This is a genomic window from Photobacterium sanctipauli, assembly GCF_003026495.1.
GTDB lineage: Bacteria > Pseudomonadota > Gammaproteobacteria > Enterobacterales > Vibrionaceae > Photobacterium > Photobacterium sanctipauli.
The window spans coordinates 1-16,369 of sequence record NZ_PYMA01000016.1; the positions used below are offsets into that span (position 1 = coordinate 1).

Here is a 16,369-nt window from a genome sequence, read left to right on the forward strand (position 1 = left end):
GTACACCACAGGATATTACAGCGAGATCAGGCCACATCAATATAACGGTGGCCTGACGCCAAATGAGTCAGAACGATTATTTTGGAATGACTCTAAAACCGTGGCCAATTTCAGTTGACCACTTCAGAGATAGGAAAAATCCAACCTAGTGTTTATAAGATGATGAAAATATTATCTATTATGGGAGTGGACTTATACCCCTTCATAAGGTCTTTAGACGTTGATGTTGAAGATAATGTCATTTATAAAGCACTTGAAAAACGTTACCAGTCATTCCATGCTGTAATATCAAATGCAAGTTACTCCCCTCAGACAAAGCAAGAAGTACCAGTTAAGTGTTATCCATTATTAAGAGATGCTAATGATGGACAAGTTTTATCTGGGATTCATAATTTAGCATCGCACTTAAAAATAAATACCAAAATGCTAAATTTGGTGGATATGTATTTATACCAAATGACACATCGGATAAATGGGCGAAAATTCATCTCAGCCCATGATGAAATAGTAGGGCATACCTTGTCGTTCTTTTTCAATAATGATGAGTTTGACCAGTTTAAGCCGAATAAAGTTGATTTCACCAAAGCAATATCGTACTCAGAAACTAAAGATTTTGTGTACTTTACAACGAGTACATTTGCCTTAGCAAGGATATTGCCATTGAGACAACACTTCGGGATCTAAAGTACATATGTGATAAACCCAATATTAAACGGATTGCTATGCTAATTATTAATCCAGATGTACTTGAAGCGAATAAGGCACTTGGTTACGACACCTTCAAGTACTCCGATGAGTGTGATGAAGGCGCAAGCTTAGAGCTAAATGGGCGGTATTTTAATTACTGTGTAATGATCATTGATAAGCTCAAGTTGCTTAGTAATAAACATATTATTGATTTTATGAAAAAAACGATGTCATCACAACAGATGTAAACTAACTGACACATCGAATATGAAAATTATACTAGGTGAATAATTGTAAAATATCGCTTTTAATTTTCGAATTAGGCAACTAGTACATATATACAGTTTTGGTTGCTATCCTTTCTAATTTAGCCTAAGAGTATAATTTCACGCTTAATATTTTTGCTAAAGTTGACATTAACCTTACATAAAGTGTGATTTTTATCTCAATAATTTATTCAAATGATGTGAGCATGAAATATATTTTGTGCTCATTGTTCTTTTGTTACAAGCAAAAAATAACATACCTTTGTTTTATAAAACAGCAGTTTAGCCCATGAATTATATAAGTGGTGCTTTAACTCTAATTATAAATTAGGCAGAAATTATATTGAATAACGTATGGATGCTAATGAATTGGTATTCATAACACGGCAAAATTATCTACGAAACAGGGGGTTGTTGTTAATTTTAATTTAACTAAATCAGTGTCTTATATTTAAAGCTTTTTATATTACGTACATAAACAGTAGCAAATGAAGCATTGTTTTTTATGGATATGAGGTTCGATGTGTTTGTTTTTTCCGACTTTATCAAGAATCGTCGTCTTCAAGAAGGACTGACTCAACAGGAGTTTGCTTTAAGGTTAAGCGAGGCTTCTCCAAAATTACATGGCGTTGATAATGTCACTCTTTCTCGATGGGAAAAAGATCAAATAACACCGACATTACGTCGGATGGTACAAATACTTGACGCTTTAGGAGAAGGCGTCATGGCCCGGTTGTTAAAAGCGAAGCTGCCAATGCGTAAGACTGTTGTAAATAACTTGCAGCGCCTTTGTTTGGTCAGTTTAATTTACCGGTTGAAAATGCGAATGCTTCTTGGGTTTCTGATATGAGTGAAGCAGGTTCGATAGCATCTCGTTACCGAACCCAGCTTGAAACCCAGGTGCTTTGGGGATCGGGTGAAATACTATTATTGTCGCAGGCTAAAGTCGCAGTATTAGTCTTAAATGATGTACCAATGGCCTACATCGCCTATGCATTTGATAAGAATATACTGAGGGTATTACATGTTGCATATCGTGATCGTCAGAGTTTAATCAGTTTGCAGAGATATTTAGCAGAGTGTTTAGATAACAACTCTTCGGTGTTACATATATTTGCCAAGGTGCCAGATCCACCTTCCCGCTCGCTATTTTTAGCGCTAGGGGCATCAAATTGTACATATAAAGATTCGCTTTATATTGAGCGAGACGAGTTACTGGCAAATGTCATTAGTATTTTAGCCAGTACCTCTAAATTAGAACAGCCTTGTAAAGTCTAAGTCTATTTTTTGTAGTCGGAGTGGCCGGCTACATGATGTAAAAAAGGAAATAATAACATGAAAAAGCAAGTATTGACCGCTGCTGTTGCAGCTGTCATGGGGTTTACTTTTGCTATGCCAGCAACAGCAAATGTATCGAGTGACTCTGCCCAAGCCAATATCTATTGGTCAGGTCAGATCCCGGGTGCCATTGTTGGTAATGGCATTGCTTTGGGGAGCCCAACGGGTGGCGATATTTCTTCAGGTAACCTTGAACCAAAAACGGATGGAACTTTTGTTTCGGACATTATTAATGTACGTGCGTTCGCAACCAAAGACGACGGTAATGGTGGCGAAGAACTAGATCCTGATACCTGGTATACAGGTGCTATCGATTGGACGTTGACGAATGCTCAAGTCAACCTGACTACTTCTGGTGGTAATAGCACTGATGCATATAACTCTGATAACTTAGAATTTAAGATTAATGGCTCGCCTGTTGAGGAAGGAACCCCATATACAACGGCAGATGGTGATGCTCCCGATGCAAATATAACTGTTGGTTATACAGACCCTATCACAGGTGAAGTTTTCCCGAACGACACAGTTCGAGTTGATGTCACTCTATTTGCTGGCCCTGCTGGTGGTGCGCCAACCCCATAAATTAATAAGCGACAACAAAGCTGCGTAAGTGGCTTTGTTGTCAATTCTTTGCCTGTAATGAATTTGCTGAGTAGTAGTAATGCGAAGAAGTATAGCGATGGTAATTATTCTTTTTGGGGGAGTGACGAACGGATTAATGGCAAAACAGATCCCGCATTTATTTAAGGTATCAACCTATATAGATAAAACGGATCTCTACCCTTATTCTTTGACGCTATTGGCTGAGCCATCATCGCTTTATTTAGAGTTTAATTCCCAATTGGGTCGTTTTGATGATGCGACTACTGAACTAATTGTAAATTCTAATATTCCTGAAGTAGAAAGTGCCGCTTTTACTTACCAAGTTACCCTTGTCACCAATGAATCTAATTGCCAGCGGTACAGTGAAACGGAACCCGTGCTTGTTAATGTGATGGACGTCTATCTAGACGGCCAAAGCATGCAAGAGGGGGTGGCATCTTCACGTCAGTACTTGGATGAAGTTGACGAAAGTGGTTTGCGTGTTGGTCGTAATGAAATTCTCCTTCGTAGTCAGCTAATTGAAGAACGTGCTTTAGGTTGCAGTGGCGAAATAATGTTAGAGGCCGAGTTGGCATTATGAACAGGTGGATAGTGTTGTTTTACTGTGTGCCATCGATAGTGCTAGCCCAAGTGCCGGATGGCTTTGAAGACTTATTTGCCGAAGAGGAAGTTCGTGCCCGCGTAAGCCTAAATGATCAAATATCAATAACGGTACCCGCAACAATGGGCATGGGCTCTGCCACAATCATGGAACAGAGCAAAGCGGAATTGGTTCAGTTTCTTGAACGTAATTACGTGAGCCGAAAACACTCAGGATCGATAGTTGCAGAGCTTATCACTGGAGTGAGTGACTCAATTCATTGCCCTGGACGACGCGCAACCTGTCAGGTAGCCGACAGCGGGCGTGGCGAGGTGCAGTATGTTGTGGTCAATGAGCAAAATACACTCCGTATTTTGGTGCCTGACTCGGCCATGGTGTCTGTACAAAATAACAAGCGTTATATTAACCAAAGCCCAGGCCGGAATGCACTGGTCATGCACAACCGGCTTAGTATTAATGGTGGTTCAGAAGGCAATCCCCAAGCGTATTATCAGAACGAAGCGGTATTGGGGATGTTCGGCGGCTACCTTCAGGCTGATCTGAATGCGACAACGGATGAAAATAATAGCGAAGGTGATTATGTCTACCTGGATGAGCTAGCAGGGCATTACTTAAACGAAAATCACCGCCTCAAGTTGGGTTTTACCTCAGAAAATGTTCCAAGGATATGGAATGGTACGGCTTTTCTAGATACCAGAGAAGATTTAAGCGTGCTTGAGGCAGCGGCTGGAACAACCAGAGAGCTTGAGTTTGTTAATGATGAGCAGCGACCAAGAATATATTTTTCAGTCGGCCAAGCTGGGCGACTGTTTGTTCGACGTGAAGACGGTACACCAGTATTAGAACGTAACGTAACCGCCGGCCAACATTTTGTTTCTTATAACGATTTACCTTCGGGAATATCTACTCTGACATTTGAAGTCAGAGCGGGTGAGCGGGTGCTGTATGAAGAAGTGCATAAAGTTTATAACACCCCCAGTACCCGAATGACAGCAGGCGATTGGGATTATTTCGTTGCAGCAGGAAAGCTTTACGATCAAGAGGTTGTGCACAATGAGCTTCTAGCCCGAAATGTTGACGATTATCAGCATGACGCATTTAGTGAATTTCGGGTAGCAACCCAGTTGAACGATGACTTCAAACTGGGTCTGGGGGTGTTTAACACTTCGCAAGATTATTTTGCCAAGGCAGCGCTGGCCTATCAGCCAACGAATGACATCTCTGTTGAGGCATTGTATGGGCAGTTTGGTGACGAAAGTTATTACCTTCAATCTACATTTCGGTTGTTCGGGCTTAATTTAAACGCGAGTCGATTTGCAGACCGAACTGATACGCCAGAAGAGATGACTTTTTCAAATTATCTGTTTGGTTATGGCTCAAACAGAGAGCTTAGCGCGAATTACGTGGTTCCGATTGGGCAAGGCCGCGCATATTTCAATTACTCGTACTTGGAAAGTGAGCTTTTGACAAGTGTGCTTATCGATAATGATGAAGAGCTGTTAACAGAATATGAGTCAGTGACTGCTGGATATACCTTCAGTGCTTGGCGACGTTCTACTGTCGATGTAAGCGCAATGTATACCAATGATAAAGATGATATTGGCATCGAGCATGATGAGCTTACATTTAGATTGTCAGTATCAATACCACTGAGTCGTAGTGCTTATGCCTCATACAGTGTCAGTGCCGATGATGATCAGCACTTGCACCGTATTGCCGCGGGTAATTCATATACCTTGTCTCCTGATGCATCCGTGAATATGGAGGTTGGCGCGAGCTACGACAACCTTGAAGATCTCGAAGATGACTTTGGTTTTGATGCCTCTGTGTCTGGTAATTATGACAATGATTACTTGACCAGCAGCGCTTTTGTTTATGGCGACGAAGATAACTTTAATGTCTCGGCGAACTTAAATTCAACCACAGTGGTGACATCGAACGGCGTATATCAGACGCGCGATAAGGCCGATGCTTACTTAGTGGTTGAAAACACCAGTGCGGCTACAGCGGTCAGCATAGATGAAGGACAACGTGATTTTTTGACCGTGGCAAACCTCAAAGGCAATGGCCAACATGCCGGGCGTATATTGCTAGATAGCGATGAAGTGATTCATCCGCTAGAACGGTATCGAGAATACCAGGTGACATTAGACGAAGCCGCAAGTGACTATCACAACCTTGGTGACTCGAATGCGTCTGCCAGTAGTTACCCCGGAACACTCATTCGCCTGGATGTGGATATGCGAGAAATTAAGTCCTATATATCCACTTTTGATGATATCGAAGGTAACCCGGTTAATACGGTTGAATGCCGTGGGCAGGGGTGTGTGGATGTCGAAGTACTTGCAGAGGGGGTATTCAAATTCAGGGTCAGTGCTGGGATGCCGTTTGAGCTACGCACTAGCGCCCAGTGTTGTCTGATTCCATCGCCAGAAACGTTTTCAACTCAGAACCTTGGTCGTAATTTCTGTATGCCGGTATTTGATGAAGAACGAGATGGTCTTCGCCTTTCTCGAAGTGAAAGCGGTGCCTATTACTACTATGTCGGTGAGTTTATCGATGAAACTTTGATTAAGGCATATGAGCAGCGCTTGGAAGGGGAACCGATGACTTTTATACGTCGCACTGTCGGTGGAAGAACCTTCTTATTTATAGAAGCACCGGAACGTTTAGTTAATACCCAAAGGGAAGTCATTGTGGCCTTGGGCCAGTATGCATTGGAAGAAACGTTAGATACACCAACGTTTGTAACACGTTAAGAGAAAGTAAGAGTAACACTATGAATCGACACGATATAAATTTGATAGGCTTTTGGACACTGTGTGTAGCTTTGCTATTAAACGCCTGGCAAGTAAGCGCTGCACCGACATTTCAGCTTGATACGTTGTTCCAAACCAGTAATGAAAACGGTAATGGCATTTTTACCCTAACTAATACCAACAATAAAAGTATTTTTGTTCAAGGCGAGGTGCTGCAAATAAAAACAGAAAAGGGAGAAATAAAAAAAGTGCCACTGAATAGAGATAACTTCATGATTTGGGATCTCGCAGTGAATCCATCCAAGTTACGCTTATTACCAGGAGAAGTAAGGGATGTGGCAGTAAAATACCTTTGTCAAAGTAATTGTGACCGCAGCTCAGATCTGGTCTATCAAATTCGATTTTCACCAGTCAGCCCCCCCAAGCAGTTCAAAAGCAAGAGGTATCGGTAAAATTTGGCATGGCGCCTTATTATGTCATCCCGGTAGAGCCGCAAAGTGTTAATTATGCATGGGATTTTGATGAAGCAAAGCAAACCGTCAAGGTTTATAACACGGGCAATACCTTCCTAAAAATTGAGTTTGATAACTGCAATGAATTCGCTAACACCAAAAACTGCCGTGGTTTATACCATGTACTAGCTGGTCGTTACTTGGAATTTAAGCTACCTAAAGGGCTGCAGGGTAACAACGTTCAAGTCACTGTCGCCAACCATAACCAGAGGTATGAGGATGAATTTACTCTGTAAACTGGGTTGCTTGTTGGCGGAGGGCGTTCTTTTGTCAACGACGGTTCAGGCAGCGACGTTGAATGGCACGCTTGAAGGCGGAACGTTACGCTGGCAAAACGGCTATTTTGATGGTTCATATTTAACTCTGAGTAATTGGCAACCAGTGAATGGCTTGCAACCAACGAGTGAATGGGTGCCGGGCTCCTTTAAATCGCAGCCCAGTACCGAGATCACGTTAACAAACGGGAGTGACAGCGTCGTAACCCCTTTGGAGGTGGTTGGGCTTGATTATGGTTTGGGGCAAGCATCCAGTGTTTTTGCTAGCCGTGGTAGTCCGTCGTTTTCTGGGCCATCGACATGCGCTGTTTCAGAGCAACAAGCGACAACTGAACGGGTGGTTGGTGCCAATTGCATTGCGAGTGACAGCTATCAAACCGAATCGCAATCGGTGATGTATACGCCCTTTCAGTTTACGCGCCCAGTGCTTGACGCTGACAATGCAGCAATTGCACAGCAATTTATGGATGAAGGGGTAGGCAGCGGGCTTTATTCCGGTACTGTGCATGTGAACCCCGCCTACTATTTTAAGTCGCCAACGGGTACTTGGACCTATCACCAAGTGCTATCGGTGCCTATTACTGTCCGTATTCGCTATGAAGCCGCCAGGCTTGAAGGTATTGAGGTTGTCGGTACCGGTATTATGCCGGCGTTGGCCAATGACCAAAATCAAACAGTGTCTGGCGAAGCCTATTACGACATCACAGCGTCTGGTTTTTTTACTCAAGGCTTGAAGCTGAGCTTTGAAGAAAAGTTTTATGAAATGGAATGGTGCGGCAGTGAGCCCAACGCAGTTTGCGATAACCCCAGCGCTGACAAAACACTCCCCTACAGCGTTGATTGCATTTCATGTGGTGACGAAAGCGGGCCGATAGTGTCGAACGGTGTTTTGCAGCCTGTCGATGGGGAGCTAATAGTGGGGAGCGGAAATACCACCAATGAAATTAGATTTAGGTTGAAAACCCATTATTTCGCTGGCGCTGATGACATTGAAACCGGCCAGTATGCAGGGGAATTCACCGTGTATTTTGAGGAGGCTTTATAAGTGAAGGAAAAACTATTTTTGGCCGCAATTTTGCTGGCCACCCCGGTGTTGGCTGACGAGGAAGAGCAAGTACTCCCTTGGATTTTAGAAAGCCGGATATATGCCGCCAACAACCCTGCGTTTGGTATTGCCTTGTCAACAAATTATTGGGGGTTAGATTGGCATCTTGGGGGGTATCTTCCTGCGGATGATGCTGATAACCCTGATAGTGAGTTTGATGCCAAATTTGACTACGGCGTCGCTAAGTCGTTTGCGGTTACTGATGAGCTAAGTATGAGCCTAGGTATCGGTGCGCTGGAAACAGACATGTATGCCGATTATGGCTTGGATTTTGAAGTGACAAAATCGGTCAGTTTGCAAGCGGGTTACCGTTTCCACTTTGATGAAGATTTTGATAACCGTAATGAATACTACTTGGGTTTTGCCTGGTTTCTTAATGCGCCTGCTGATGTCGTTGTGCCAGCACCGTTACCCGTGCCTGAGCCAATTTCCCCATCACAACCAGAAATTCGCACTGAAGTGACGACGGTGAGCGTGCCGTTTGAGTTAGGTTCTAGCGAATTAATCGCTGCAAACAAGCTTGATGAGTTAACCCAGACAATTTCTACAGCAGACAAAGTGTCACTCACCATCACAGGCCATGCAGATAATACCGGCTCGCCAGCGTTGAATGACCGACTCACCAAACAGCGAGCAGAAGTCGTTAAAGAATATTTAATTCGCAACGGTCTATCGCCTGACTCGTTGGTTTCTATGGGAATGGGTACCCGCCATCCGATTGCAGACAATAACACTGAAGATGGGCGGGCAAAGAATCGCCGTGTTGAGGTGCGCTTGGATGCAACGTTTATCGATAATGCTAACAACGAGTAGTAGGGTAAGCCATGAAAGGACGTAATCTTCTTGGAAGCGTAGCATTGATGCTACTGGCTGCATGTGGAGGGGATGACTCCTCCTCTGGTAGCACTGGCGGGGGGGAAGTGGATACTGTCATGCCGCCTTTTGCTCAACAGAACTTCTCTCAGGTTGCCTTGAATGAAGCAGGGCGTACCGTGTCATTGAAAGACAGTGTCTCGGACCCTCAGGGGCTCAATGTCACCTTAACCTCTGTTAAGGCAGTATCACCCGATTGTGCCGATCCAGACTTTGACTCTCAGACCCTCACATTTGAGGTTGATAAGTCTGTTCCTGATACTTGCTATTACGAATACACGGTAATTAACCACCCTGAAACATCGCAATTTAGTAAGACTTCAACAGCTCAGAGTTATGTATTAATCAGCGAGACGGAGATGTCGGGTACCTTACCGCCTATTTCTAAGATGGCAGCAGAAGGCGATGAGTTGGCGATTGACATTGAAGCGGAGTTAGGCGATCAATATCCTGCTAATTATGTACTTGATAGCGACGTGGTTGTTTTGGGAACAGGCAGTGCCTCCACGACTGGGAACACAATAAACTACACTGCGGCTTCCCGTGGGGTGACGCGAATATTATATTCACTCACGAATCAAGACAGTACTGATGCACAGGCTGGGTATATTGATGTTGCAGTATCTTCCAATGGTAACAATATGCCTGTAGCCGGGAACGTGACTTGGCAGCAAAACGTCGAGACAGGTTCAGAGCACATTATCGATTTGTCAGGCTTCTTTTTAAACCCTGAGGATGAATGTGAACTTAACCCAGACCCACTGCAAAATACGTATATCTGTGACCCCGACGGTGACGCCCTTCAGGTGACCGATGTGTACGCATTCAATGCGTCGGTGTCTGTGGCTGACCAGAGCGACTTGGAGAATACTCAGTTTCGGTTTGAGGCCAACAACCCTGGTGACTACTACGTCACCTATCATGTGACCGATCACCTTGGTGGCTGGGGCGTCGGGATTATACGCGTCACAGTCGATCTACTGTGGGATGATATTATTAGCCCAAATGACACATTCAGTGCACCGTTAACTTTAGAGCAAGCAGAGTCTGCCGGGCATCAAATTGCCGGAACTCATGTTGAGAATGGCACTTCAGGGCCTGATGGCTATGAAATACCCATATACGAATGGTCAGTGGAGAAGGCCGTTTGTAGCAGCAGGGGGCTATACCTTCCATCTATAAATCAACTGGACGTTTTGAATATCACAAACGGTAATATTTATGCCAACCACAAGTGGCCAGCAACGCAACCTTTTCTTACCCATGAAGAAGGAAAGCGTGTTTCATTGATTAATGGGGGGGTAAGTGTAGGGGCGCAAGGATATTTGACTTGTGTAGATACTGAGGAGCTAGAAACTATCAATGTTTCTATTGTTACAGATTTTTCATCAGAGCTATCTATCGGTGATATTAGGCGGATGGAAGTGAAACTTTCTTATTCGGATGGAAGTGATGGATTGGCGAAACCCGAAGAAGTTTATTTTACCAGTAATGATGAAGCGATAGTGCAGGTTGATGAGTCAGGAATAGTTACAGCGGTGGCAACAGGCAGTGCAATGGTAAGGGCAACAAGACGCGGTTCGTCACTATTTGACGAAGTACAAGTTGATGTGAAAGACCCAAGTGGTTTGTTTCCGCTTGATTTAACCGTACCGATAAATACGGGCACTGCAATTCTTGTTATGTATGTTGATGAAGCAAACAATTCGACAACATTTAGCCCTAATGCAGAACCTATTATCACATCCGGTGAAGGCGAAGTGCTTGGAGAGGCTGGCGATTGGTATTTTACTTCGGATACCGAGGGAGTCACCGAACTTATCGTGAGTCATAATGGCATACTGGAAACAATGCGCATAGAAACCATTGATACCGCAGCGCAATTTTCCTATAGGATGTTAACGCAACGAATAAATACCACGGGTGTACCTGGCAATAGCAGTTTCGTTGGTTTTCATCACCCCTCGTTGACAATTGCTAGTTCGGGAACTATCACGCACTTAGGGGCGTCGGATCCGGTTGGGGAAGGATATATTGGAAGTATTGCCGATGATATTGATGGCGGTATTCGCTTGTACGTTCATCCATATGGTGAACCTCTCAGTGAAGCACCTGACGGGACAATAAAAGTGCATAGCTTTAATGGACCAGGCTTTTTGATCCATGATGGACGAAGTATGTATTGCAACTCGAATGAAGTTGGGACTTTGCTGATAAACTGGGTATTCCTAAAGGCTTGGCATGATATCCCCGCTGGCACCATAATTCCGGTATCGATTATGTGCCGTTAACAATGAGAGTGATTAATTCAGCCAGAGTTTTCTGGCTGAATTTTTATCGAAGGAAAGTGATGCTTATGGGCCTTAACCAATCGCAATTGACACCCGAACAACGTATCAAACAGCTAGAACAACAGTTGTTTGATACTCAGCAGGCGTTAATTAAAACCAGGCAACAGCTTTTTCAAGCCAACCAAAAAGCTGAGTTTTTTGAGGCTGTGATTGAAGTGTTAAAACAAGATGGAGGATTCTATATTGTGAAGGAACATTCGGATCCTTCCACTTGAGTTAATAATTTTCGAGCTTTATTTTTCTGAGTTAAGTGGTCAAAGTGTAAAGTACAGTGGTAGTAACAAGCCCAATCAGGTTACAGGTCAATACTAACGACAGCCAGAAAAAGGGTTTATTATCGAGAAGATGATTATCGCTATGTACTTGGACTAGCCGAATAACTTGTTTTATAAAAGGGAGGGTGTGTGCTTTCATTGCAAAAGTCCGTTTTACCTTTTCCAATGTTAGAAAAGTATGATTTAAAATTGGATATGAACAGATCCGAATTATGTCAAATGACTGTTATTATTTCATAGGCATTGATGAACTATTTATTTCCTGGTTTGCCTATTTATAAGGAGGTTGTAAGGCAGGTGCAATTACACTGCCAAGTGGGTTGATAGAGAAAGTAGAAAGTAGAAAGTAGAAAGTAGTTAAGTGGTGCTAGCAGTGGCTAGAAGTTTCTTTACAACTCTCTTCTACGCTTTCGGCATCATCAATAAATAATTTTTCTCCTCTTACAATTCCCTCTAAAATGGCGATGCGGGTCTGCATAAAGTCATAGGCATCGACATCGACAGGGTATGCTGATGGTTTTCCATGTTCTTTAATTAATACTGTTTCTTTGGAATCATGCAGTTCGGCAAGCACTTTGGTCATTTCGCGCTTGAGTGTGGTGACAACTTCAACTTTCATCTTTGAAATCCAATAAGGTAAATTATTGCCACTATTTATTATGGTTTATTATTTAAATACTATTGTGATATGTAGGGATATATAAAGATTCGACTCAAGCTCACAATATTGAGTGGTAGGTAATGATGTCCAACAAGAGAGCAACGGCATTTCATTAATTAAATCACGCGGCGTACGGGTGAAGGTTGGTTCTACTTAAAATGCCTGCGCGCAGTATGCTTGCAGGCATGAATAAAAATGGTAGTAGGTGAGTTATTGCTTATGATTGTTGATTTCGCCAAGAAGGTCAGAAAGTTTATCAATCAACTCCGGTGAGTAGTGTTCGTAGATTTCGTCATATTTAGCATCGACTTTAGGGCTAAGTTCGATAACTAACTTTTTGGCTTTTGGGGTAAGGCAGATAAGTATGCGGCGCTGGTCTTGCTCTGATTTCTGACGTGCAATGAAGCCATTAGCCTCTAAGCGAGTGAGAATCCCTGTTAAACTTGGTGCGAGAATACAGCACTTTTCGCTGATTTGCTTTGGTTCAAGGTAACGATGTTCGTTTAGTAACCGCAAGATTCGCCATTGGTGCTCGGTTATATCGTGCTCTTGAAGCATCGGCCGAAAGAAGTTGAGCACGTTATCTCGCGCTCTAAGCAGCTGTAGCGGAAGAGAGTCTTCAAACTTTCTCATTGGTAGAAATCACTCCACTCTTTTTAGTAATCCATCCAAACAGAATAACTGATTTTCGCTTTATTCAATAGCATAAAATGATAATTAATAGCGAAATATCACCCGTATAAATTGAATGGTTATCACATTTGTGGTGAATGGTTTTACTGACTATTTTGTTATTAGAGTCCGGGTTGTAAAACATGATTTACTTAGCTTTTTCTTCTTTTGTATAAAAACCACAACCCCTAACAAAATAGCGGTAAGGGGCTGCGCTGGTTAGCAATATGGCTAAAGATAAGAAGGCTCATAGGTGGTGCTTGTAAGGTTCTAAAATAGTGGCCTTTTTTTGCTTGCGATAAACTGATCCAACCATAAGTAGAGCGAGGCTGAACAGCCCCAAGGTTTGTGGTTCTGGCACCGGAGTGCTTGATGCCGCCATATAGACATGCATGCTCGCCTTACCACCAAAGCGGTTACGATGGGTGATGGTGAGTTGGTCGATCATCGAGGTTGGCAAGAACCACGCGCTGGCCGATTCAGTACCCGATTGGTTGAAAATGCCGTCATCCAAAAGCCCATCGTCATCAAATTCAGCGACGACCGCTGCATTGTCGGCATCAAAGCCAGAAGGGGTATGCGGGCTGCCGCTACTATCAGGTTTGCTATCAAACAACTCGACCAACCAACTTGCTATTTCTGCATTGGATACCGGTACACCCCCAAGGCTAGCCTGGATGATGGCATCTTCGCCTTCCAGATCGGTTACAGCAAACGCCCAATATGATGGCATGAGCGGTGAATTGAAATTTATCGTCAGTGTTGATATTGGAAGGTTAACATCATTACCACGACCAAAGCGCAGGGATTCTTGGTCGTCACCCTCGCCGAAATAACTTTCCCAAAGGTTATTGTCAAAATCATCGTTGTCATCCACTTTCGTGGAATCTGGATTATGATCGCCCGTAATTGTGAACGTAAAATCGGGCATGCCGCCTAAACCGTTAAACGTACCCGAGCCACTATTGCCTGAGTCATCAACCGTCCAGTCGGCATAGATTGATGCTGCACTAGCAGAGGGAATAGCAAATATTGAGGCTGCGGTTAATAGGGTAGCGGTGAGTTGCTTTTTCATAATAAGTCCCTTTGGTCATTGTTAATCACAGATAACTGGAGCGATGACTTAAGGTAGCAATTGACATGCCAAGATAATTCGATTCCAAAGACGCGTGAAAAGTTGGTAAGCCATTGTTTTATGGCTTGGTGATGGTGTCAGTAGGAAGGCGCTGTTTCGCCAGGCAAGGTGCATTCTATTTTGCAAAGCAAAATGCACTGTAATGGCTGCTTGTGTGCTTCAAAAGCAATGAAATGAAACTTTTCTTACTTTCTTATCTAGACAAGTTGGGTGGTTGTGCTTAATTAGCGTGTTATTTATCTGGCTAATCAACAAGATAAACAAGAGCAACAAGTTCGCCCGTTGTATTGGCGGTCACATGGCTGACATTTCCCATCAATAAAACATTCATACAATCCCTGCACCATGTATCTCGAATCGGACATGAGATGACGGACATGGATACCATCATAAAAATACGCGACGTGAATAAAACTTTTGGTGACAAGCGAGCACTGAAGGATATCAACCTCACTATCAAACAGCGCTCGATGACAGCGTTACTCGGGCCTTCCGGTTCGGGAAAATCAACGCTATTGCGTCATTTAAGCGGCTTGATTGTGGCAGACAGGCATTCAGCCTCGGAAATCACTGTGTTGGGTAAAACTATTCAGTCACAAGGCAAGGTAAGCAAGGATGTCAGGCAGTGCAGGGCTCAAGCAGGGTTTATCTTTCAGCAATTCAACTTAGTTAATCGCCTAAGTGTTATGACCAATGTGTTGGTTGGCGCATTGGGGGCGACCCCGAAATGGCGGACGCTAACAGGCATGTTTACGGCTGAACAAAAGCAGCGTGCTTTGCAGGCACTAAAGCGTGTTGGTATGGAGCAGTTTGCTTACCAGCGCGTATCGACGCTCTCTGGTGGTCAGCAGCAACGTGTGGCGATTGCACGTGCTTTGATGCAAGAAGCCAAAATCATTTTTGCAGATGAGCCCATTGCCTCATTAGACCCAGAATCGTCACGCATCGTGATGGAGCTGCTTGAAGATATCAATAAACAAGAAGGCATCCCGGTAATTGTGACCCTCCACCAAGTGGATCATGCCCTGAAGTACTGCGAGCAGATCGTCGCGCTACGGGATGGCGAGGTGTTCTACCAAGGTGCGGCAGCTAATTTGAGTGAGCAGAAGCTGAACGCACTGTATACCGCTTCGAAGCCGGATACTGGTGCGCGAGTACCGGCAACAGAATTGGCCCCATCGTTTTAATGACAGACAGAGTAAAACACCCATGCTAAACACAATTAAGAAATTTGGCCGCACGTTGGCGCTTGCTGCATGCGTTATTGCCCCGACGGCCGCTATGGCAGAGACGCCGAAAGAAATTAACTTCGGCATTATTACAACCGATGCGCAGCAAAGCCTAAAACAGCGCTGGATGCCAATGTTGGACGATTTAAGCGAGGCGTTGGGTATTCCGGTTAATGCTTACTTTGCACCGGATTACGCGGGCATTATTCAAGGCATGCGCTTTAAGAAGGTCGACTTTGCTTATTATGGCAACAAGTCAGCAATGGAAGCGGTTGACCGTGCCAATGCTGAAATATTCGCCCGTTACATTGATGTCAATGGCCTTGAAGGCTACTACAGCGTTCTGTTGGTAAACAGCGAGAATGACGAGATCAACACGCTGCAAGATGTGATCGATAACCGCCACAACCTCACGTTAGGCAATGGTGAACCGAACTCAACGTCTGGCTTCCTCGTCCCGAACTACTATGCATTCGCCCAAAACCACATATCGGCGCATGATTTTAAGCGCACCATTGTTACTAGCCATGCTGCCAATGCCGTCGCCATTGCTAATAACAGGGTCGATGTGGCTACCAACCATACCATGAACTTAATGCGGCTAGAAAAGGGCAGCCCAGAGCTGCATAGCAAGTTGAAGGTGGTTTGGCAGTCTGAGCTGATCCCTTCGGATGTAATGACATGGCGTAAGGACATTCCGGACGAGCTGAAAGAGAAGGCGCGTGACTTTTTCCTTGCCTACGGCAAAGACAGCGAAGAACAGCTAGAGAAGCTTAAGTTGCTATCTTGGTCAGGATTCTCACCTGCTGACAACAACCAGCTGCTGCCAATTCGCCAGATGGAAGCGTACAAATCACTGGTGGAAACCCAGGATAACCCACGCTTGAGTGACAGTGAAAAAGCGAAACGTGTGGCTAAGTACGAAGCGGAACTGGCTGAACTCGGTAAGCAAATCAAAGCACTAGAAGGCTAACCAAGGAAATTGAAGAGTGAGCGTATTGAATGCTTCAACGTTCACTCTGATTAA

At 44.0% G+C, this 16,369-nt stretch carries 17 protein-coding genes; 14 read left to right on the forward strand and 3 right to left on the reverse strand.

Annotation, left to right across the window (positions count from 1 at the left end; genetic code table 11):
• Positions 1-159 precede the first annotated feature (159 nt).
• From C9I98_RS20005 to C9I98_RS20065, 12 genes are all read left to right on the forward strand, one after another.
• Positions 160-684, forward strand: a complete 525-nt coding sequence (locus tag C9I98_RS20005) for a hypothetical protein (protein WP_036828663.1) — start codon at positions 160-162, stop codon at positions 682-684.
• Positions 685-1,458: 774 nt separating this feature from the next.
• Complete coding sequence (locus C9I98_RS20015) at positions 1,459-1,803, forward strand: helix-turn-helix domain-containing protein (protein ID WP_036824062.1); 345 nt, start codon at positions 1,459-1,461, stop codon at positions 1,801-1,803.
• Positions 1,800-2,231: a hypothetical protein gene (locus C9I98_RS20020; RefSeq protein ID WP_036824065.1), complete on the forward strand. Its 432-nt coding sequence runs from the start codon at positions 1,800-1,802 to the stop codon at positions 2,229-2,231. Before C9I98_RS20015 ends, C9I98_RS20020 begins: the two co-directional genes overlap by 4 nt.
• A gap of 57 nt (positions 2,232-2,288) precedes the next feature.
• Positions 2,289-2,873 carry a hypothetical protein gene (locus C9I98_RS20025; protein WP_036824068.1) on the forward strand — a complete coding sequence of 195 codons (585 nt, stop codon included), beginning with the start codon at positions 2,289-2,291 and terminating at the stop codon, positions 2,871-2,873.
• A 97-nt stretch (positions 2,874-2,970) separates the two neighbouring features.
• A complete protein-coding gene (locus C9I98_RS20030; protein WP_146153895.1) occupies positions 2,971-3,474 on the forward strand; it encodes a hypothetical protein in 504 nt (167 codons plus the stop codon).
• Complete coding sequence (locus tag C9I98_RS20035) at positions 3,471-6,254, forward strand: CS1-pili formation C-terminal domain-containing protein (RefSeq protein WP_081878970.1); 2,784 nt, start codon at positions 3,471-3,473, stop codon at positions 6,252-6,254. Before C9I98_RS20030 ends, C9I98_RS20035 begins: the two co-directional genes overlap by 4 nt.
• Before the next feature lie 20 nt (positions 6,255-6,274).
• Positions 6,275-6,706, forward strand: coding sequence for a hypothetical protein (locus tag C9I98_RS20040; RefSeq protein ID WP_051902273.1), 432 nt, complete (start codon positions 6,275-6,277; stop codon positions 6,704-6,706).
• Between the two features lie 8 nt (positions 6,707-6,714).
• Positions 6,715-7,002, forward strand: coding sequence for a hypothetical protein (locus C9I98_RS20045; protein ID WP_107272407.1), 288 nt, complete (start codon positions 6,715-6,717; stop codon positions 7,000-7,002).
• Positions 6,986-8,086, forward strand: a complete 1,101-nt coding sequence (locus C9I98_RS20050) for a hypothetical protein (RefSeq protein WP_051902577.1) — start codon at positions 6,986-6,988, stop codon at positions 8,084-8,086. The genes C9I98_RS20045 and C9I98_RS20050 overlap by 17 nt, the downstream gene beginning before the upstream one ends.
• A complete protein-coding gene (locus C9I98_RS20055) occupies positions 8,087-8,959 on the forward strand; it encodes an OmpA family protein (protein ID WP_051902502.1) in 873 nt (290 codons plus the stop codon). It begins immediately after the preceding gene.
• A gap of 11 nt (positions 8,960-8,970) precedes the next feature.
• The gene (locus C9I98_RS20060) at positions 8,971-11,310 is read left to right on the forward strand and encodes an Ig-like domain-containing protein (protein WP_107272408.1); all 2,340 of its coding nucleotides are present in this window, start codon (positions 8,971-8,973) and stop codon (positions 11,308-11,310) included.
• A 65-nt stretch (positions 11,311-11,375) separates the two neighbouring features.
• Complete coding sequence (locus C9I98_RS20065; protein WP_146153896.1) at positions 11,376-11,585, forward strand: hypothetical protein; 210 nt, start codon at positions 11,376-11,378, stop codon at positions 11,583-11,585.
• 427 nt (positions 11,586-12,012) lie between these two features.
• Here C9I98_RS20065 and C9I98_RS20070 read toward each other — a convergent pair whose 3' ends face one another.
• From C9I98_RS20070 to C9I98_RS20080, 3 genes are all read right to left on the reverse strand, one after another.
• A complete protein-coding gene (locus C9I98_RS20070; RefSeq protein WP_081879117.1) occupies positions 12,013-12,264 on the reverse strand; it encodes a type II toxin-antitoxin system Phd/YefM family antitoxin in 252 nt (83 codons plus the stop codon).
• Between the two features lie 252 nt (positions 12,265-12,516).
• The gene (gene hpaR / locus C9I98_RS20075; protein WP_036830855.1) at positions 12,517-12,939 is read right to left on the reverse strand and encodes a homoprotocatechuate degradation operon regulator HpaR; all 423 of its coding nucleotides are present in this window, start codon (positions 12,937-12,939) and stop codon (positions 12,517-12,519) included.
• A 286-nt stretch (positions 12,940-13,225) separates the two neighbouring features.
• On the reverse strand, positions 13,226-14,053 hold the full coding sequence (locus C9I98_RS20080; RefSeq protein WP_036830857.1) for a PEP-CTERM sorting domain-containing protein: 828 nt from the start codon (positions 14,051-14,053) through the stop codon (positions 13,226-13,228).
• A gap of 437 nt (positions 14,054-14,490) precedes the next feature.
• Between C9I98_RS20080 and phnC the strand changes: the two genes are divergently transcribed.
• Both phnC and phnD read left to right on the forward strand, forming a co-directional pair.
• Entirely contained in the window at positions 14,491-15,300 is an 810-nt protein-coding gene (gene phnC, locus C9I98_RS20085) for a phosphonate ABC transporter ATP-binding protein (RefSeq protein ID WP_036830859.1), read from the forward strand.
• A gap of 22 nt (positions 15,301-15,322) precedes the next feature.
• Positions 15,323-16,315 carry a phosphonate ABC transporter substrate-binding protein gene (phnD, locus tag C9I98_RS20090; protein ID WP_036830861.1) on the forward strand — a complete coding sequence of 331 codons (993 nt, stop codon included), beginning with the start codon at positions 15,323-15,325 and terminating at the stop codon, positions 16,313-16,315.
• The last annotated feature ends 54 nt before the right edge of the window (positions 16,316-16,369 follow it).